Source organism: Streptomyces sp. NPDC022552, from assembly GCF_055561875.1.
In genome coordinates, this window is the sequence record NZ_JBVHGJ010000003.1 from 627,483 (window position 1) to 645,144 (window position 17,662).

Consider the following 17,662-nt stretch of genomic DNA (forward strand, 5'->3'; position numbering starts at 1 on the left):
TCCCCACCCTCCGGGGACCACACTCTAGCGTGCTTGCGCGCAAAGAATTACGTGCTTTTGAGCGCGCAATCGTGTCGAATCGGTGAAGGAGGCTCCATAAACTTGTTGCGCGCCCGCACGCAACATGTCACTCTCTCACTCGCCGTCGCACTCGTCGGCCTCATGAGTCCCAGGAGTCGCACCGGCCCCAGGGGTTCGGTGGCCCGGACCGTGGAGAAGAACCTTGCTCCTGCCCGACTCGTCCTCATGGCAGGCCGCCGCCGCGTGCGTCGGCCTCTCCCCGTCCGTCGTCTTCGCCCGCCGCGCCCAGCAGGCGGCTCCGGCGCTGCGCGCCTGCGCCGCCTGTCTCGTCCGCCGCGAGTGCGAGGCGGCGGTGGCCCCGGCGGAGAGCTTCTTCGACGGCGTCTGCGCGGGCCGTCTCTGGCGCAACGGCCGCCCCGTACCCGAGTCGCGTACGGCCCAGGTCATGGGACCGATCACCGCCGGAGGCGTCCGTGGCTGAGCCCGCCGTCGAACGGATCCTCACCGACATCGCCCTGTGGACCGCCTCCCTCGCCCGGCAGTTCCCCGAGCTCGCCGAGGAGCTCGCGCCCGGACGCCGCTCCCCCACCGGCGCCGCGCCCACCGCCCCGCACCCCGGCCGTGACGAGCTCATCCGCGAGGAGCGCCGCGAGGCGCTGCTGCTCCGACAGCGGCACGGACTGGTGGTCCCGGGCCACGGCGCCGCGCCGATCCGGCTGCACGTGTCCGACGCGATCCGCGACATCACGGACGGCGTGGTGGAGCTGGAGGAGGCCGTACGCACCCGGCTCGGCCTCTCCCGTCCCGGCCGCGCCACGGTCGTGGAGCGGCTGCGGCGGACCACCGCACTGCTCGACGAGATCGCGGGCCACCCCGACCTGGCCCGGCACGTGCGCGACGAGCTGCGCCGGATGGCACGGCGCTGCGCGCGCACGCTCGGGGACACGGAGACGGTCGTCCGGGTCTCCGGCCGCTGCCCGTGGTGCGACTCGGTATCGCTGCGGGTGTTCCCGGACCGGCGGGCGGTGCTCTGCGTGAACCCCGCGTGCGTCTGCACGGACGAGGTGTGCGGGTGCCAGGACGATCCGGCGTACCGGCACCTCTGGCCGGAGGAGCGGTGGGGCGAGCTGGCCGACGCGTCGGGCGCCCGTATGCAAGAGATCGAAGCGGCGATGGATACCACCGCGGGCACCGCAGCCACCGCGGCGAGCACACCCGATTCCGAGGAAACCGAGGAGAGCCCGTGCTGAAGTCCCTGCCCCTGCCGGCCCTGATCCCCGGCCCGCTGGCCGCCGAGGAGGCCGGGGTCGCCCCGGCGACGATCCGTAAGTGGGTCCAGCTGGGCCACCTGCGGGCGGCCGGCAAGGCGGGCAGGGCCCAACTGTTCCGCCTTGAGGACGTCTTCGCCGCGGAACGGATCGCCCGCCGCCGTCCTCGTACCGCATAGCCCGTAGCCCGTAAGCACCGCATGACGAAGCGCCCCGTGTCTCATGGAGAGACACGGGGCGCTTCGTCATGCGCCGGGGTTGACCCCTACAGTCCGGTGCAGCGTCGGACAGCCGGATACGCGCACACGGAACCCAGGGGGTACGGGGTCATGAGCTGGTACGTGCTGGTGGAGGCCAACGATTCGTACAGCGACAGCAGATGGGAACTGGTGGCGAAGATCCCCGTCGAAGGCGACAGGGAAGCGGCCATCGCCCGGGCCGAGGAGATGAGCCGGACCTATATGCGCGACGCCTTCCCTGATCAGCAGGGCCGCCTCGTGTTCCGTACATCCCCGACGAGCTGGCTCGTGGAGCAGTCCCGCTTGATGCAGCTCGAGCGCTCCGGCGCCCCGGAGACGATCACCGAGCACATGCGCGTCTGCGTCGCCGAGCTCGTGATGGCGAAGGAGCCGGCCCCCCTCGATCCCCCCAGGAAGGGCCGGCTGCGGAGGTAGCCGCCGCCTGTGGCCCGTTCGAGCCGGTGAGGTGCCTCGGCAGCCGTCACCGGCTCTCCCGGCCGGGAGATCCCAGCAGATCGACGAACTAGTTGCGTGCGCGCACGCTCTCTGTCACAGTTGGGGCAGCGGCGGAGCTGTGCCCGCGAGACGGGCCGCAGCTCCGCCGTTCGCCGTCCGGGAGCGCTCCGCGCCCCCGCCCCCTTCCCCGCGTCGAGCGCCCCGGACGGCCCCGGACGGCCCACGCACCGCCCACGCACCGCCCCCGTCCCGCCTCCCCTTCCACCGAGGAGAACCGTCATGACCACTCCCCCGAGTGCGTTCCCGGACGTCGAGAAGCTGGTCGTCGACGTCCTCAAGGCCGACCCGGCCCTGGCCGGCGTCACGGTCGCCGTTCAGGCGCCGGCCGGCTTCGACGGCACGCAGAGCGCCGTCCTGGTGAACCGCCGCGGCGGCGCCTGGATCGGCGACCTGCACGTCGACAAGCCGCTGATCGAGTTCGAGGTGTACGGGCCGACCAAGAACGCGGCCCACATCCTCGCCAACGCGGCCCGGCGCGCGCTGCTCGCCACGATGGGCAAGCAGATCGGCGTCAACCTCGTCCACGACGTGGAGGAGATGGACGGGCCGCGCTGGCTGCCCGACTACCTCTACCGGGGCGCCAACCGCTACCTCTGCGTGATCCAGCTCTCCCTGAGCGTCTTCTGAGCCCTCCCGGCTCCCTGACGGACGCTCACCCCACAGACCAGGCCTCGCCATCCGGCGGGGCCTTTGCCGTACCCGGGCCCGATGCCCGGGAACGGTGCGCTCCCTCAACCCAAGGAGAAACCCCACCATGGCAGGAAACAACTCGGCCGAGATCCGCGTCGCAGGCACCGGCAAGCTCTACGTGGCCGACGCCGGCACCTCCGCCCCGGCCACCTTCGGCACCGACTCCGCGGCCGACTGGTCCGGCGCGGGCTGGAAGGACCTGGGCTTCACGTCCGGCGACGGCGTCACCTTCTCGAAGAAGGACAAGCTGGAGGCCATCGACTCGTGGCAGTCGGTCTCCCCGATCCACTACATCTACTCGGCCCGTGACCTCTCGCTGAAGTTCTCGCTGCTCCAGTTCAACGAGGACACCTTCCCGTTCTTCATGGGCGGCGACGCGGTCAAGGCCGAGCCGACCCCGGCGGTCGACACCTACCGCTACGAGATCGCCGAGCGTCCGTTCGCCGACGTCCGCGCCCTCGGCCTGGAGTTCACCGACGTCAAGGCCGGCGGCACGACCGCGGTCCGGTACCGCTTCATCATCCCGCGCGGCCAGGTCACCGCGACCGACGACATCAAGCTGGCCCGCAAGGCCGCGGCCCAGCTCGGCATCACCTTCTCGGCGATGTCGAAGGGCGACGGCAAGCCGCTGGCGACCTTCCTCATGAAGGACAGCCAGTACTCCGCGACCGTCTGATCCTTCCCCACCCGGGGCGGGACGGCCGACCGCCGTCCCGCCCCACCCCTCTCCTCTTCACTCACTCGAACAAGGAGTACGCATCACCATGGCCCGTTTCGACGTCAACGCCGCCCGCGCCCAGCGCCTGGAGGCCCACGGCCGCACCTGGTCCTTCGAGCTGGACGGCGAGTCCTTCACCCTGCCCACCGAGCTCTCCCGCGCGACCGCCAAGGGACTGCGCAAGCTCGACGACAACGACGTGGACGGCCTGCTCGCGCTCCTGATGGGTGAGAAGCAGTTCGCTCAGTTCGAGCAGCACGACATCACCATGCAGGACATCGCCGCCATCCTGGAGGCCTACGGCAAGGAGACCGGGCTCGGCCTGGGGGAAGACTGAGCCTCGTCGAGTTCGTCGAAGAACACGCCGAGGCCCTTGAGGCGGATCTCCTCCGCTACTACGGTGCCGATCTCCTCGACTGGCACCGGGGGGAGTTCTCCAGCCGGCGCCTGATGATCCTGATCAAGAACCTGCCGCAGGACAGCGCCGTGCAGCGCGAGATCCACGGCGAGGCGGCGGAGTGGTCGATCTCCGACCATCTCCTCGCGGCCACGGTGGACCATCTGGCCGTCGCCAACTGGATGTTCCAGTGCGTCAACTCCAGCGAGGACGACGACACGCCCGAACCGCCGAAGCCCGTGCCGCGTCCAGGCGTCAAGGACGAGACCGGCGAGGATCCGGAGGAGGGCTCCACGGAGGAGGGCGCTGAGGCGATCTCCCCCGGAGCCCTCGCCCGGTTCTTCGGCTGAGCCGCATCCTCACGGCCCCCGGAGCCCGTTCCCGTCAGGGAGCGGGCTCCGGGGGCGCTTCCTGTGCTCGCTCGGCGACCAGTTCCTCCTCCAGAGCCCTGGCCCGCTCCGACAGCCGACGCTGCTTGCGCGCGCCCGCGTCCGGTTCGCCGGCCTCGGGGCCGCGACGCTCGGTGCCCGAGCCGGACTGACCAGGCACACCGGCGAGCGGCGGCACGATCGGGCGACCACCCTTGCCGCGGACGACCTTCCGTACGGACTGGGCGTTCCTGCGGGTGCGGCTCTCCTGCGCGGTCAGCAGGACGTCGGGATCGGTGACGGGCTCCTCGGCGCGGGGGCGAGAGACCTCCTCGTCCTGCTGCGGGGAAGCCGCGGTGGCGTGCTGGGGCTCGTCCGACGGAAGCTCGTACTCCGGCCTTCGGTCGAGGAGTTCGCGCTCCTTGCGCATCCGATCCTCGGCCTGGACGACTGCGGTGGGAGGCGTGAGGAGCCGCGCGAACGGCAGAGGAATGACGCGGGCACCGTCGCCTTCGCCGGCGTCCACGCGCCGCTGGGGACGGCGGACTCCACGCGCGTCACCCTGGCCCTGGGCGTAGGCGTCGGCCACACGCTTCTCGTACTCGCGTCGTATGCGCGGGAGTTCCTCCGACATCGCCTCGGCCCAGCCGGCGGTGAAGGCTGAGGCTTCACGCCGGTCGACCTCGGCACGCGGTATCACGAGGAGGTCCTCGGGCGCGTATCCGTACACGTGGACCAGTTCGGAGAGCCGTGCGAAGAGATGAGGCAGATCCGGGTGGGATTCGAGCCAGTCGACGGCTCGCTCCCGCCGGTCAGCACCCGGCTCCGTGTCCATGCGTCAGCACTCCAAACCCCCTGGGGTCCCCACGCGCCCCTCGCGTCCCCCGCCCCCCGACTGTGTCAGGTCCGGGGAACGCGCCATCCAGAGTACCCCGGTCGAACAGACGCTCCGATCCGGGACCAACCCTCCCCAGGAGCCCGCAGGAAGACATACCGTCAGGCGTTTCGCGCTCGACAAACACCGAACAAGTGTTCCACAATCTGTTCGCACAGTAGTTCGAACATGTGGTGCCCCCGCCTCACTCCGCGGCGCCGCCACGCACGCACGGGCAAGCAACGGAAGGCAGGCGTCCATGACTGAGCAGGCCGAGGCATCGCGACCGCACATCCCGCTTCAGGACCGCCTCCGCCAGCTCCTCGACGGACCCGCCGCCCTCGACAAGAGAGCGTTGCTCGGCACGCTGTACGCCGAGGTCAACCGCCGCGAGGCCGTCGCCTACGCGGCGGGCTGGAACGACGCCCTCTCGACGGTGCGGCGCGGCTCCCGCCGGGACGAAGACGCCTAGCCGCCAGCTGCCCCACCTACGCACGAGCCCCTGCCGAAGTTCCTTGCGGCAGGGGCTTTTCGGCGATTGGCCGTCACCGGCCGGAAGCGGAGCAACCGATGGGAAAAACGATCGACGATGTCGCCAGTGACATCGAAGGCCTCAGGAAGGCACTCCTCGAGTCCAACGTGCCCGTCAAGGTGCAGTATCAGGGCGATTACGCGTCGAAGGACAAGAAGAAGCAGGAGCCGGAGCCGGTGGACTCCATGGTCTCTGCGCTCAAGAAGGCTCTCACCGAGGGGCAGCCGAAGCTCGTCACGGACGCCATGCTGCCGTTCGACTTCGTCGGCCGGTTCAACGAGATGCACCAGGAGCTCAAGAAGGAGCTGTCCACCGAGCTCTGGGAGGCCGCCGGTTTCGACACGATCGGCGCCGCTGTGGAGAAGGTCCACGAGGGCAACAAGGATGCGTGGAGGTACTGGGTGGCCGCCCTCTCCAGCCTCCTCGTCCCCGCGATCCTCGCTGGGATCGGCCTGGTGCTGCTGACCAGGTTCACCGCCATCCAGCAGGGCTTTCAGGCCTGGTTCTTCAACCTCTTCAAGGGGCTGACCGGCAAGCAGGACCACATCTGGGCCAAGAACGCCAACGGTGACGGCTGGGGGTTCCAGCCCAAGGACGAGGTCCAGAAGCGCGCGAACCCGACCGCCACCGCCATCGCCGACATTCCCCCGGACGCGATCCGCGCCCTCCGCGAGCAGCTCGAAAAGATCAACCCCGAACTGCTCAAGTTCAACAACCGCGCCCCTTCGTTCATCAGGGAGTTCCGCAAGCTGCCGAGCGAGAGCAAGGCCAAGAAGGCGGCGGAGGCGATCAAGAAGATCGCCGACGCCGTCACGGGCGTCGACCACTCAAGGCTGCAGCCCGTCGCCGAGGGCGTGAACAAGATCAACAACGCCATGCGGAACGCCGACCCCCGCAAGGTCACGAAGGTCGCCAAGGCCACCGAGAAGCTCAAGACCGCCATGGTCGGCTTCGACGCGACCAAGCTTCCCAAGTCGACCGACCTGGGGGCCGCGGCCACCAAGATGAGCGACCTCGCCCAGGCGACCGGCACCCTGCGCACGAAGATGCAGGAGTTCGCGAGGACGGTCCAGAGCCTCGACCAGGTCATCGGCGCGGCGACCGGCTGACCCCACCCCACCAAGAAAGGAGGTAACCCATGTCTCTCGTCAGATCCCTGAAGACCGCGTCGACCGCCCTCGGTAACCTCAAGACCCAGGCATCCGGTACCAGCGGCTCGATCAAGAAGGTCGGTGACGCCGGCAGGTCGGCTTCCGGGCAGCTCAAGACCCTCAAGACCAACGCCCAGGGCTCCACCACCCAGCTCAAGAACCTCAAGACGGCCTCGGACCAAGCCGAGAAGTCCATGGCGAACGCCGGCCGGACCGCCGAGACCGCCGGCAAGAAGCTGGGCAAGTACGAGTCCGGCGCCGGCAAGGCCGCCAAGGGCCAGGACAAGCTCAACCGGTCCATGAAGGGCAACATCCTCGCCCGTCTGATCGAGCTGTTCATGCCGCTTATCGAGAAGATCGTCGAGATGGCGATGCGCTCGAAGACCATGCAGACGATCATGAAGAAGGCCTTCAGTGCCATCAAGACCGTGATCAGCTCGGTCATGAAGGCCATCGGCCCGATCATGAAGACGGCCGGTCAGCTGATCAAGACGGTGTGGAACGGCATCAAGAAGGCCATCTCCACCGTCGTCAAGGCCGTCGCGACCGTCATCAAGACCTACGTGAAGATCTGGAAGACGGTCATCACCACGGTCATGAAGGCGATCAAGACGGTCATCAGCACCGTCTGGAACGGCATCAAGGCCGTCATCACCCCGGTGGTGAACTGGATCAAGACCGCGATCCCGAAGGCCTTCAGCGCCGTCAAGGACAAGATGTCGTCCATCTGGAACGGCCTCAAGGACATCGCGTCCCGGGCGTTCGAGGGCATCAAGAGCGGCGTCAAGGGCCCGATCAACGCGGTCATCGGCCTGATCAACAGCATGATCAGAGCCGTCAACGGGGTCAAGGTCAGCGTCCCCGGCTGGGTGCCGATCGTCGGCGGCAAGACCTTCGGCGTCAACATCCCGACCATCCCCATGCTCGCCACCGGCGGTGTCGTCATGCCCCGCACCGGCGGCGTCCCGGCGATCCTCGCCGAGGCCGGCGAGGCCGAGGCCGTCCTCCCGCTCTCCAAGCTGGACCGACTGCTCGCCCTCACCGCCCGCCGCGCCCGCATGGCGGCGAACCCCCAGGGCGCCGGCGGCGCGGGTGCCGGGCTGCACATCGAGCACTACCACGCGGCCCGTGGCAGTGACCCGCAGTCGACGGCGGACGCGCTGATGTACCTGGCGAAGGCGCGCGGATGAGTGCCGCGGTCGTCGCCATGCCGCGGTTCGGGGCGGTCACTCCGGTGATGACCTCGCTGCGGCGGGGTGCCGAGGGAGCCGGCGGCACCCTCAAGCGGCTCAAGGAGGACGTCCAGCGGGCGGCCGGCAACGTCTCCAGGTTCGCGGGTGAGGCGCGTACCGCCGGCTCCTCCGTCCGTACGCTCGGAACCGGCGCCTCCGGTGCCGCGACCTCCGTCGGCCGGATCCAGCGGTCCAAGGCGGCCACCGGCATCCAGAAGTTCGGCGCCGCGGCCGCCAGGGCGAGGACCGCCGCCGGCAGGCTCGGTCCCGCCGTCGGCGGCATCCTCGCCATCCTGGCGCCGCTGGTCCCGATCACCGACGTCATCGGCAAGCTGATGGAGACCTACGGCACGGTCATGACGATCGCCTCGATCGCCATGACCGGCATCAACGTCGCCATGAGGGCCAACCCGCTCGGCTTCGTCGTCGGCATCATCGTGCCCATCGCCGCGTACCTCATCGAGCTCGCGGTGAACTCCGAGACCGGCCAGAAGATCATCAGGCAGGTCTTCCAGCAGGCCCTCAAGGGCTTCCAGGCGGTCTGGAAGTTCCTCCAGCCGATCATGAAGGTGCTCGGCCAGGCGGTCGGGACCTACTTCAAGGCGTATCTGACCCTGTTCAAGACCGCCCTGAAGCTCATCGGTTCCGGTATCAGCGGGATCACCAAGGTCCGGACCGCCGTCTCCTCGGCGTCCAACGCTCTGCGCGGGATCGCCTCCCGCACCATGGGCGCGATCAAGGACGCCGTCAAGCCCGTCCTGTCCTTCATCACCGACAAGATCCCCGGCTTCTTCCGCACCGTCAAGGACGCGGTGAGCAAGGCTCTGCGCGGCATCGGCGACCTCATCAAGGGGGCTCTGAGCGCCGTCATCGGCGTCGTCAAGGGGCCGATCAACGGACTCATCGCCTTCGCCAACTGGATCATCGACGGGCTCAACGAGCTCAGCTTCGAGATCCCCCTCACCGGCAAGAAGTTCGGCGTCGAGCTCGACAAGATCCCGATGCTCGCCGAGGGCGGCATCGTCATGCCCGGCACGGCGGACGACTACCGCATCGACTCGCTCTCCCAGTTGGAGAACCGCCGCGTCCCGGCCATCACCGAGCCGCCCCGACCGCCGCACCGCGTACGGGACTTCTACGAGCAGCCCGGCGCCGGGCCCCGGTCGACCGCCGAGGACCTGCTCTTCCTCGCAGCCTCCCACCGCTGACCACCCAGCGCCGACCGTCCATCTGACAGCCTCTCAGAAGTGAGGTGACGGCCCCCATGGCCGAGACCACAACCGCATACGCCACCGGAAACGGCTACACCGCCGACGTCGCGCCCGGCTCGCTGATCACCCAGGACGGGCAGATCCAGTGGGCCGGGCTTCTCATCGGCCCCGGCACCCCGTTCGCCGTCGACCGCTCCGGGCTCACCGGCTGGGAGGACCTGCCCGAGTACGACTCCTCCGACGCCGAACGCCCCACCTCGCACGGCGCCTGGCCGGGCTCCCGGTACGCCAAGCCGCGCAAGGTCGGCGGCACGATCGTGCTGATGCCGGAGTACAGCGCGGCGCCCGAGGCCATTCGCGCCCTGCGCCAGGCACTCGCCCTGCTCGACGAGGAGCGCTGGCTGACCGTACAGCTGCATGGAGAGCGGCTCGCCGTGCGGGCCCGCATCGCCCAGCGCGTGGTCCCCGCCGACCAGGGCTTCGCCACCCAGGGCACGTCCAAGATGTCCATCCAGTGGCTGGCGGCCGACCCGCGGCGCTACGTCGTCAACGAGCAGGTCGCCGGCACCACGGCCCCGCAGCCCGAGTCCGGCCTCACCTGGCCGCTGACCTGGCCGCTCGACTGGGGTCAGGCGACGAGCACCGGCGACGCCATCGCCGAGAACACCGGCTCCGCCGCCACCCACCCGGTGATCACCTTCCGCGGCCCGTGCTCCATGCCGACCGTCACCGAGCGGGTCAGCAAGCGCCGGCTGCGGTACGCGATCGACCTGGCCTCCGGCGACGAACTGGTCGTCGACACCGCCAACGGCACGGTCATGCTCAACAACTCCGCCTCCCGCCGCCACACCGCCATGGCGGACTCCAGCCCGGAGGAGCTGTTCCTGCTCGAACCGGGCCGTACGGAGCTGTCGTTCCGGCCCGACGAGGCAACCCCGGAGGCACTCATGACGGTCCGCTGGCGCAGCGCCGAGTGGTGACCGAGGCCCCCTTCCGCTCCTGACGGATCCGCTCCTCCCAACGAAGAGGTGAACCCATGACCGTACGGGCCGCCTGGCTCCAGTCCCTCGGCCAGACCCGAGAGGACACCCGCCTCACCCTCGCCGCCCTGCTCACCCCCAGTGGACAGAGCCCCGAGGAGACCCCCCTCCGTTCCCGGCCGGGCGTCGTACCGGGCGGCCTGCTCCTGACCGGCTCGGGCCCCATGCAGTGCACGATCGGCACGGGCCGGGCGATCGTGCAGGGCAACGACACCGCCCAGGGTGCCTACCTGGTCGCCGTCACGACCCCGACGAACCTCACCGTCACCGACGGCGATCCGCAGTACGACCGGATCGACCTGGTCGAACTGGCCGTCGTCGACGACCTCTACGACCGTACGGGCGAAACCGAGGCCGTCGTACGGCTCGTCAAGGGCACCCCGCACGCCACCCCCGTGACGCCGGCGAGCGGCAAGGGCAGCACCATCCCGCTGTACACGATCCGCGTGCCGAAGGGCACCTCCGCCGGCACCGGCGGCATCGCCTGGACCACCACCGGAGTCGCCCAGCTGCACTGGCCGGTGGTGGCGCTCGGCGGCATCCTGCCGACCAGCGGTTTCAAGGGCGCGTACGTCGGCCAGTACCGGGACGCGGCCGGAATGCTCCAGCGCTGGGACGGCACGACCTGGGTCTCGTACCCCAAGGCGATGGGCGGGATCGCCCCCGGCTCCCTGGTCTCGAACGGCAGCTACACCGGCCAGTACCGGGACAACAACGGGATCCTGCAGCGCTGGGACGGCGCGGCCTGGCAGTACGTGGAAGGCAGGTCGTCCCTGCTCTTCAGCGCCTCGCAGACCCTGTCGGCCCAGCAGCAGAGCGTCGCGCCCAACACCTGGACCGTGATCACCCTGCCCACCGTCGACGCAGACGACGCCGCCGGCTGGAACGGGAGCGACACCTTCGTCGTGCCGCGCACGGGCTGGTGGCGGATCGCCGCGCACGCCGTCTGGCAGAACGACGCCCAGACCGGCGCCCGGGGCGCCCGCGTCCTGGTCAACGGGGCCGGTGTGCAGCGCATGACCTGGCTGACCCCCGCGGCCAACAGCGCCATCACCGTCGGCGGCCAGGGGCTGATCAGACTCACCGCCGGCAACACGCTCCAGCTGGCCGGCTACCAGAGCCACACTGCGGCGGTCAAAACGCTCGGCGGCTCCGGCTACGCCTGCACCCTGACCGCCGAGTGGATCAAGTCCTGACCCTCGGCGGTCCACGCCCTGCCCCCTCATCGTCCACCGACCATTCGAACGGAGAACCCCATGAACCTGCGCAGCAGCTGGGTCGCCGAGACCGGCCAGACCCGCGAGGACACCCGGCTCACCCAGATCGGCGCCACCAACCCGCTCAACCCCGTCCAGGTCCGCTCCGGCATCCTGCCCGGCTCCTACGACGGCAAGTACCGACTGTCCGGCTTCTGGATGAACAACGCCTCCGCCATGTCGGCTACGGTCTCCGAGGGTCGGGCCGTCATCCAGGGCGACATCTCCCAGGGCGCCTACCCGGTGACGCTGCCGGCCTCCGAGGTCGTCACCTTCGCCCCGGGAAACGCCCAGTACAACCGGGTCGACCTCGTCGTCCTGAAGATCTACGACAAGCTGTACGAGGGCACCAGCAACGAGGCCGTCATCGAGATCCTCCAGGGTGTTCCGGAGCAGTCCCCGAAGGCCCCGCCGGTTCCGGCGCGCAGCCTGCCGTTGTACGAGGTGACCGTCCCGGCCGGCGCCAGCGCGGGCAACGGCGGCATCCCGTGGGCCACCGCCCTCAAGGACCTGCGCACGACCGTCTCCTCCGTCGGCGGCATTCTCCCGGTCGAGGGTCCGATCCAGCCGGGCGCCTACCCCGGCCAGTACCAGGACACCCCGGACGCCCAGCTGCAGCGCTGGGATGGCGGCAAGTGGGTGGCATACCCGCAGGCCGTCGGCGGCGTCGTCCCAAACTCCGTCAGCGCCTCCACCCAGGGCACGTACACCGGCCAGTACCGGGACGGTGCGGGCGGTCGCCTCGAGCGCTGGACCGGCTCGGCGTGGGCCCCGGCCTTCCCGGGTCCGTACTTCAACGACACGGTGGACGACGGCTACACCACCTCGACGGCCTGGGTGGACACGCTGACCAACCGGACCGGTTCGCTGTCCCTCACCTTCGTCGCCCCGGCCTCACGGCAGGCCATCCTCACCTTCGGCTCGCGGATCCAGCTGGTCGGCACGGGTTCCGGTGTCGGCTTCATGAGCGTGAAGGTCATGCAGGGCACGACCGTCCACCGCGACAACGGCGACGGGTGGGGGGTGGTCTGCCAGTCCCCCGGCAACATCTCGGCCTCCACCACCCAGCGTCTGCACACCCTGACGGCGGGCGCCACCTACACGGTCACCGCCTACTACCGGACCACCAACACCGCGCTGCAGGCCTGGTTCAACAACACGTTCCTCCACGTCGTTCCGCAGCACTGAGCCACGCTCGTCCACCGGCTGCCCGAACGATCCTTCCCCCAGGAGATCCCATGCCCGTACGCTCCGGCTGGCTGCTGCCCGACGGCCAGACCCGCCAGAACACCCGTATCACCAACATCGGCGCCACCACGCCCGTCAACCCGCTCGGCGTCCGGTCCGGCATCCTGCCCGGAACGTACAACGGCGACTTTCGCGTCGGCGGCCTGTGGCTGAGCCAGGCCGGCCCGATGACGGCCACCGTCTACCACGGCAAGGCCGTCATCCAGGGCGGCAACTCCGACGGCGCCTACCCCGTCGCCCTCGACCAGGACATGACCATCACCTTCGGCGACGGCGACCCGCTCAACCCACGCATCGACCTCGTCGTCCTGCGCGTGCACGACAACGACGCCGACCTCCAGGGCAGGTACGAAGCCGTCGTCGAGATCGTGAAGGGCGAACCGAAGGCCGCTCCGGTACCGCCCGACGCCCCGGCCCGCTCGCTGGCGCTGTTCACCGTACGGGTGCAGGCCGGGGCCTCCGCGGGCACCGGCGGCATCACCTGGGGCACTCCGGGCACCGTCACCGACAAGCGCACCACGACCGTCGCGGCCGGCGGCATCCTGCCCACCTACAACAACGCCACGGTGAAAGGCTCCTACCCGGGCCAGTACCAGGACAACGACGATTCGCACTACCTCCAGCGCTGGAGCGGCTCCACCTGGATCGCCTACCCCAAGGAGATCGGCGGCATCGCCCCCAGCGGCACGTTGTCCACCGGCAGCTACCCGGGCCAGTTCCGGGAGACCGGCGGGGTGCTCCAGCGCTGGAACGGCACCGCCTGGGTGAACTACCAGCCGCCGGTCGAGGTGGAGACCCTCAACAGCGGCGTCACGATGCTGCCCGGCTGGTCTCTGGTGTCCTTCAACGCGCGCCGCACCCGCGGCATCGTCACCCTGCTCCTGTCCGTCACCCGCAACGGCGCCACGATCACCGCCAACAGCGCCGGCAACATCGACGACGAGCAGCTGTGCACCCTGCCCGCGGGCTGGCGGCCGGCGTTCGACATGGAGGTCTCCGCCTGCGACGGCTTCGCCAACGGCGGCGCCAACATCTGGACCAGCGGGCAGGTCAACCTGCGGACCTGGTCCCCCACCGGCGTGCTCATGGCCGGCCGCAACGTGCGTGTTTCCGCCACCTACGTCCTCTGAAGGGAGCCCGATGAGCCTCGACACGCCCTACCGGGCGATCTTCTGCGATCTGCTCACCGACCAGACGCTGGACATCCTGCCTCTGCGGGACGTCTCCTTCGACGACTACATCGGCAAGGCCGGCTCCCTCTCCGGAACCATCCCCATCCCCAACCAGGACATCGCCGAGCGGGTCAAGCAGGTCCGGGAAGGCCGCACCGCGGTCTATCTGGAGCGCGGCGGGGATCTGTGGTGGGGCGGCATCATCTGGACCACCACCCTGCAGTCCAGCGGCCGCGGGGTGCTGACCCTCGGCATCCAGGCCGCCACGTTCGACTCGTACGCGGGCCGCAGGCGCATCCGCACGGACATCACGTACGACACCCCGACCTATCAGCTGGAGATCGCGCGCCGACTCTGGAGGGAGCTCGACCTCCAGACCTACCCCGGCCTCCCCCCGGAGCAGGACCCCAAGCGCCTCGGGATCACGTACGGGGACGAGCCGGCCAAGATCAAGCGGACCGTCTCCTGGCGGAAAGGCGACGAGACCGTCTACCTGGACGCGCTCAACCAGATCGCCGGCATGCAGGACGGCTTCGAGCACCAGATCCTGGTCTACCGCGACCCGATCTCCGGGCAGCGGGTCCGTCAGCTCCGGCTCGGCGAACCCAAGATCATCAATGGCGCCACCGACCTGCTCTTCGACCGGCCCGGCGTCATCCTGTCGTACTCCTTCCCGTACGACGCGACCCGCGGCGGCACCACCGCCGTCGCCCGTGGCGCGTCGGTGAACTCCAACGCGGCCGCCGAGTCGCGGCCGCTGTACGGCAAGGAGCAGTACGACACCTCGCTGCTCGTCGACGGCTGGCCGCTGATCGACCTGTCCACGGACCACAACGAGATCACCGACGACCTCACCCTGGAGTCGCTGGCCGCCGCGGAACTCGCCCAGGCCCGCGGTGCCGTGGTCATCCCGGCGATCACCATCCACCTCGGTGGGATGGTCCCGCCGGCCCTCATCGGGCGTACCGCCCGTATCCGGATCCACGACGAGTGGTTCGCGCGGGGCCTGGACGCCCGTTACCGCATCATCGGCGTCAAGGTCACTCCCCCGGAGCGCGGCCGTCCCGACACCGCCGAGCTCTACCTTGAGGAGGCCTGATGCCCCAGCTGCCCGAGGACATCATCGACCGGCTCAACCAGATGGAACGCCGGCTGAAGACCCTGTCGACGGCCGTCAACACCCGTCCTCCGGTCAACGAGTTCCGCCCGGCCGCGCAGTCCGGCAGCGTCACCGTCACGCGGCCGCTGTTCCGGATCTTCGACGGCTACAACCACGAGATCTTCGCGGACGACATCCTGACCGGGGGTCTCGCCCGGCCCTGGCTGCAGCTGATGCCACCGCTGCCGACCGATCCGGCCAAGTGGCCCTCCACCACCGCCGCCGCCTTCACGACCATCGCCAGGTCCTCCAACCCCATCTGGCAGCCGAAGTTGCGGCTCGCGGTCAACACGGCGGCGTCGTCGGGCGCCACCGGCCAGGTGCGGGTGCTCGTCGACAACGTCCAGTTCGGTCCCACGGTCACCGCGGGCACCACCTACGACCACCTCGGCCTGCTGCCCGGCGACATGAAGACCAGGTTCGGCCAGACCATGACCATCGAGATCCAGGCCATGGCCAGCGGCGGCACGGTCTACGCCCAGCCCGTCCTCATCCACGGCGCCCAGACCTGATCCGTCCCCCGAGCAGTACGAGGAGCACCCCATGAACATCGACCCCACCCAGCCGTGGGGCGTGGCCATCGACTACGCCGGCCGCGCCGTCGTCACCGAGAACGGCCATACCCTCAACATCCGTGTCCACGACAACAACCTCGGCTACACCCTGGAGATCGACCCGGTCACCGGGCAGTACCCGTCGGTGTACGTCACCGCCGAGCTCACCGAGAAAGGCACGGACGACACCGCCCTGCGCGGCTCCGGCCTGATCATCGTCCACGCCAAGGACGGGCTCCCCGTCGTCCCCGACCCGACCGCCGCCCAGCAGGCCGTCGCCGCGGCCCTCGCCGACTTCGAGAACCGCCGGGCCGCTTACGCCGCGCTCTGCGCGACCTGGGCGCCGGCCCCGGCCCCGTAAGAGCTAGCCCCGGCCCCGCAGCGCCGGCCCCGGCCCCGCAGCCGGTCCCAGCCCCGCAGAGCCGGCCCAGGCTCCGTGAGGCCAAGAGACTCCGCCCCACCCGTACGCCCGCCGCCGTGCGGGCTTTTTTCATGCCCCCGCAAGCCTGGAGGTCACCCATGGCCACTCCCCTCTCCGCGGACCGGCTCGTCGCCGCGCTCCGCGCCGAAGGCGTCAAGGTCGTCGAGCACGACGGCTGGCGCACCCACCACCGCAACCGGGCGGGAGCCTGGGGACCGGTGGTCGGCGTGATGATCCACCACACCGTCTCCAGCGGCACGGCCTCGTCCGTCGAGCTCTGCTACAACGGCTACACCGGCCTGCCGGGCCCGCTCTGCCACGGCGTCATCGCCAAGGACGGCACGGTGCATCTCGTCGCCAACGGCCGCGCCAACCACGCCGGCGGCGGCGATCCCTCGGTCCTCCAGGCCGTGATCACCGAGACGTACGGGGCCCGGCCGCCGGCCCCCCGCGAGCACCAGGGCAGCGCCGGCGCCGTCGACGGCAACTCCCGCTTCTACGGCTTCGAGTGCATCAACCTCGGCAACGGCAACGACCCCTGGCCGGCCGCCCAGCTCGACGCCATCGAGCGGACCTCCGCCGCGCTCTGCCGGGCCCACGGCTGGGGCGCCAAGTCCGTCATCGGACACCTGGAGTGGTCGGACTGGAAGAGCGACCCGCGCGGCTTCGCGATGCCGGGCATGCGCGACCGGGTGCAGAAGCGGCTCGCCGCGGCCCCGGTGAAGCAGCCCCCGGCCCCGCAGAAGCCGGCCGCCCCGCGCTACCAGCCCTTCCCCGGCACGTCGTTCTTCAAGAACAACCCCAGCTCGCCGATCGTCACCGCGATGGGCCGCCGGCTGGTCGCCGAGGGCTGCTCCGCGTACACCGTCGGCCCGTCCCCCCGCTGGGGCGAGGCGGACCGGCGCAGCTACGCCAAGTGGCAGCGCAAGCTCGGCTTCAGCGGCTCCGACGCCGACGGCTGGCCGGGCGCCATGTCCTGGAACGCGCTCAAGATCCCGTACACGAAGTAGTCCCGCCCCCCTCGAAGCGGTCCCGCCCCCGAAGCGGTCCCGCCCCCTCACGTAAGGAGCCCCCATGTCCGACGAGGCCAAGCGGACGGCCCGTACCGTCCTCCAGACCGCCGTCGCCCTCGCCGTCGTCCTGCCCGCGATCGTCGACGCCTCCGGCCTCCCCGCGACCCTCCCCTGGGTCGCCGGAGCGCTCGCCGCCGCCGGCGCCCTGACCCGGGTGATGGCGGTACCGGCCGTGCAGAACCTGCTGCCCTCCTGGCTGCGCACCTCCCCGGGAGCGGCCGATGACCGAGTCTGAGCAGCACGACCCGGTCACCGTCGCCATCGAGCTGGAGCGGATGCGCGGCACGCTGGAGGCCGGGTTCGCCCGCGTCGACGGCTCCCTCGCCCTGCTCGTCCAGCGCAGCGACCAGACCGACAAACAGCTCGCCGACATGGAGACCCGGCTCGACGCCCTGGAGCGCGCCCGCTGGCCCCTGGCCAGCATCGCCGCGCTGACGGCGAGCGCCGGCCTGATGCTCGCGGTCTGGGAGCTGGCCGGCCGGTAGTACCCACAACGCCGCAGGGCGGCCACCCCCGACGAAA

At 70.2% G+C, this 17,662-nt stretch carries 23 protein-coding genes; 22 read left to right on the forward strand and 1 reads right to left on the reverse strand.

The window, feature by feature from the left end; translation table 11 throughout:
- Nucleotides 1-223 precede the first annotated feature (223 nt).
- From ACZ3OF_RS12725 to ACZ3OF_RS12760, 8 genes are all read left to right on the forward strand, one after another.
- The gene (locus ACZ3OF_RS12725; RefSeq protein WP_361667556.1) at nucleotides 224-502 is read left to right on the forward strand and encodes a WhiB family transcriptional regulator; all 279 of its coding nucleotides are present in this window, start codon (nucleotides 224-226) and stop codon (nucleotides 500-502) included.
- Complete coding sequence (locus ACZ3OF_RS12730; RefSeq protein ID WP_467304381.1) at nucleotides 495-1,271, forward strand: hypothetical protein; 777 nt, start codon at nucleotides 495-497, stop codon at nucleotides 1,269-1,271. Before ACZ3OF_RS12725 ends, ACZ3OF_RS12730 begins: the two co-directional genes overlap by 8 nt.
- Nucleotides 1,265-1,468, forward strand: coding sequence for a MerR family transcriptional regulator (locus tag ACZ3OF_RS12735; protein WP_361667550.1), 204 nt, complete (start codon nucleotides 1,265-1,267; stop codon nucleotides 1,466-1,468). Before ACZ3OF_RS12730 ends, ACZ3OF_RS12735 begins: the two co-directional genes overlap by 7 nt.
- A 150-nt stretch (nucleotides 1,469-1,618) precedes the next feature.
- Entirely contained in the window at nucleotides 1,619-1,963 is a 345-nt protein-coding gene (locus ACZ3OF_RS12740) for a hypothetical protein (protein ID WP_361667547.1), read from the forward strand.
- A gap of 300 nt (nucleotides 1,964-2,263) precedes the next feature.
- Complete coding sequence (locus ACZ3OF_RS12745) at nucleotides 2,264-2,671, forward strand: hypothetical protein (RefSeq protein ID WP_389568698.1); 408 nt, start codon at nucleotides 2,264-2,266, stop codon at nucleotides 2,669-2,671.
- A gap of 127 nt (nucleotides 2,672-2,798) precedes the next feature.
- Nucleotides 2,799-3,410, forward strand: a complete 612-nt coding sequence (locus ACZ3OF_RS12750) for a phage tail tube protein (protein ID WP_361667542.1) — start codon at nucleotides 2,799-2,801, stop codon at nucleotides 3,408-3,410.
- Between the two features lie 88 nt (nucleotides 3,411-3,498).
- Nucleotides 3,499-3,789, forward strand: a complete 291-nt coding sequence (locus ACZ3OF_RS12755) for a hypothetical protein (protein ID WP_361667539.1) — start codon at nucleotides 3,499-3,501, stop codon at nucleotides 3,787-3,789.
- 113 nt (nucleotides 3,790-3,902) lie between these two features.
- Entirely contained in the window at nucleotides 3,903-4,199 is a 297-nt protein-coding gene (locus ACZ3OF_RS12760; RefSeq protein WP_467304386.1) for a hypothetical protein, read from the forward strand.
- A gap of 34 nt (nucleotides 4,200-4,233) precedes the next feature.
- Here ACZ3OF_RS12760 and ACZ3OF_RS12765 read toward each other — a convergent pair whose 3' ends face one another.
- Nucleotides 4,234-5,052: a hypothetical protein gene (locus tag ACZ3OF_RS12765; protein WP_361667534.1), complete on the reverse strand. Its 819-nt coding sequence runs from the start codon at nucleotides 5,050-5,052 to the stop codon at nucleotides 4,234-4,236.
- 298 nt (nucleotides 5,053-5,350) lie between these two features.
- On the opposite strand from ACZ3OF_RS12765, the gene ACZ3OF_RS12770 reads away from it, so the two are divergent.
- The 14 genes from ACZ3OF_RS12770 (at nucleotide 5,351) to ACZ3OF_RS12835 (ending at nucleotide 17,625) form a co-directional block, all read left to right on the forward strand.
- The gene (locus tag ACZ3OF_RS12770; protein ID WP_361667532.1) at nucleotides 5,351-5,563 is read left to right on the forward strand and encodes a hypothetical protein; all 213 of its coding nucleotides are present in this window, start codon (nucleotides 5,351-5,353) and stop codon (nucleotides 5,561-5,563) included.
- A gap of 98 nt (nucleotides 5,564-5,661) precedes the next feature.
- The gene (locus ACZ3OF_RS12775) at nucleotides 5,662-6,732 is read left to right on the forward strand and encodes a hypothetical protein (protein ID WP_361667530.1); all 1,071 of its coding nucleotides are present in this window, start codon (nucleotides 5,662-5,664) and stop codon (nucleotides 6,730-6,732) included.
- A gap of 29 nt (nucleotides 6,733-6,761) precedes the next feature.
- On the forward strand, nucleotides 6,762-7,964 hold the full coding sequence (locus ACZ3OF_RS12780; protein WP_361667528.1) for a phage tail protein: 1,203 nt from the start codon (nucleotides 6,762-6,764) through the stop codon (nucleotides 7,962-7,964).
- A complete protein-coding gene (locus tag ACZ3OF_RS12785) occupies nucleotides 7,961-9,214 on the forward strand; it encodes a phage tail protein (protein WP_361667526.1) in 1,254 nt (417 codons plus the stop codon). Before ACZ3OF_RS12780 ends, ACZ3OF_RS12785 begins: the two co-directional genes overlap by 4 nt.
- 56 nt (nucleotides 9,215-9,270) lie before the next feature.
- On the forward strand, nucleotides 9,271-10,197 hold the full coding sequence (locus tag ACZ3OF_RS12790) for a phage distal tail protein (protein WP_361667524.1): 927 nt from the start codon (nucleotides 9,271-9,273) through the stop codon (nucleotides 10,195-10,197).
- Nucleotides 10,198-10,253: 56 nt separating this feature from the next.
- Complete coding sequence (locus ACZ3OF_RS12795) at nucleotides 10,254-11,453, forward strand: hypothetical protein (protein ID WP_361667522.1); 1,200 nt, start codon at nucleotides 10,254-10,256, stop codon at nucleotides 11,451-11,453.
- A gap of 60 nt (nucleotides 11,454-11,513) precedes the next feature.
- The gene (locus ACZ3OF_RS12800) at nucleotides 11,514-12,701 is read left to right on the forward strand and encodes a hypothetical protein (protein WP_361667519.1); all 1,188 of its coding nucleotides are present in this window, start codon (nucleotides 11,514-11,516) and stop codon (nucleotides 12,699-12,701) included.
- Between the two features lie 50 nt (nucleotides 12,702-12,751).
- A complete protein-coding gene (locus tag ACZ3OF_RS12805) occupies nucleotides 12,752-13,891 on the forward strand; it encodes a hypothetical protein (protein ID WP_361667517.1) in 1,140 nt (379 codons plus the stop codon).
- Nucleotides 13,892-13,901: 10 nt separating this feature from the next.
- A complete protein-coding gene (locus ACZ3OF_RS12810) occupies nucleotides 13,902-15,032 on the forward strand; it encodes a hypothetical protein (protein WP_361667515.1) in 1,131 nt (376 codons plus the stop codon).
- Nucleotides 15,032-15,604 (forward strand): hypothetical protein, encoded by a 573-nt coding sequence (locus ACZ3OF_RS12815; RefSeq protein ID WP_467304393.1) that lies wholly within the window; start codon nucleotides 15,032-15,034, stop codon nucleotides 15,602-15,604. The genes ACZ3OF_RS12810 and ACZ3OF_RS12815 overlap by 1 nt, the downstream gene beginning before the upstream one ends.
- A gap of 31 nt (nucleotides 15,605-15,635) precedes the next feature.
- On the forward strand, nucleotides 15,636-16,007 hold the full coding sequence (locus ACZ3OF_RS12820; RefSeq protein ID WP_467304395.1) for an ATP-binding protein: 372 nt from the start codon (nucleotides 15,636-15,638) through the stop codon (nucleotides 16,005-16,007).
- Nucleotides 16,008-16,165: 158 nt separating this feature from the next.
- On the forward strand, nucleotides 16,166-17,077 hold the full coding sequence (locus ACZ3OF_RS12825) for a peptidoglycan-binding protein (protein ID WP_361667509.1): 912 nt from the start codon (nucleotides 16,166-16,168) through the stop codon (nucleotides 17,075-17,077).
- Nucleotides 17,078-17,141: 64 nt separating this feature from the next.
- Nucleotides 17,142-17,375: a hypothetical protein gene (locus ACZ3OF_RS12830; protein WP_361667506.1), complete on the forward strand. Its 234-nt coding sequence runs from the start codon at nucleotides 17,142-17,144 to the stop codon at nucleotides 17,373-17,375.
- Nucleotides 17,362-17,625, forward strand: a complete 264-nt coding sequence (locus tag ACZ3OF_RS12835) for a hypothetical protein (RefSeq protein ID WP_361445304.1) — start codon at nucleotides 17,362-17,364, stop codon at nucleotides 17,623-17,625. The genes ACZ3OF_RS12830 and ACZ3OF_RS12835 overlap by 14 nt, the downstream gene beginning before the upstream one ends.
- Nucleotides 17,626-17,662 lie beyond the last annotated feature (37 nt).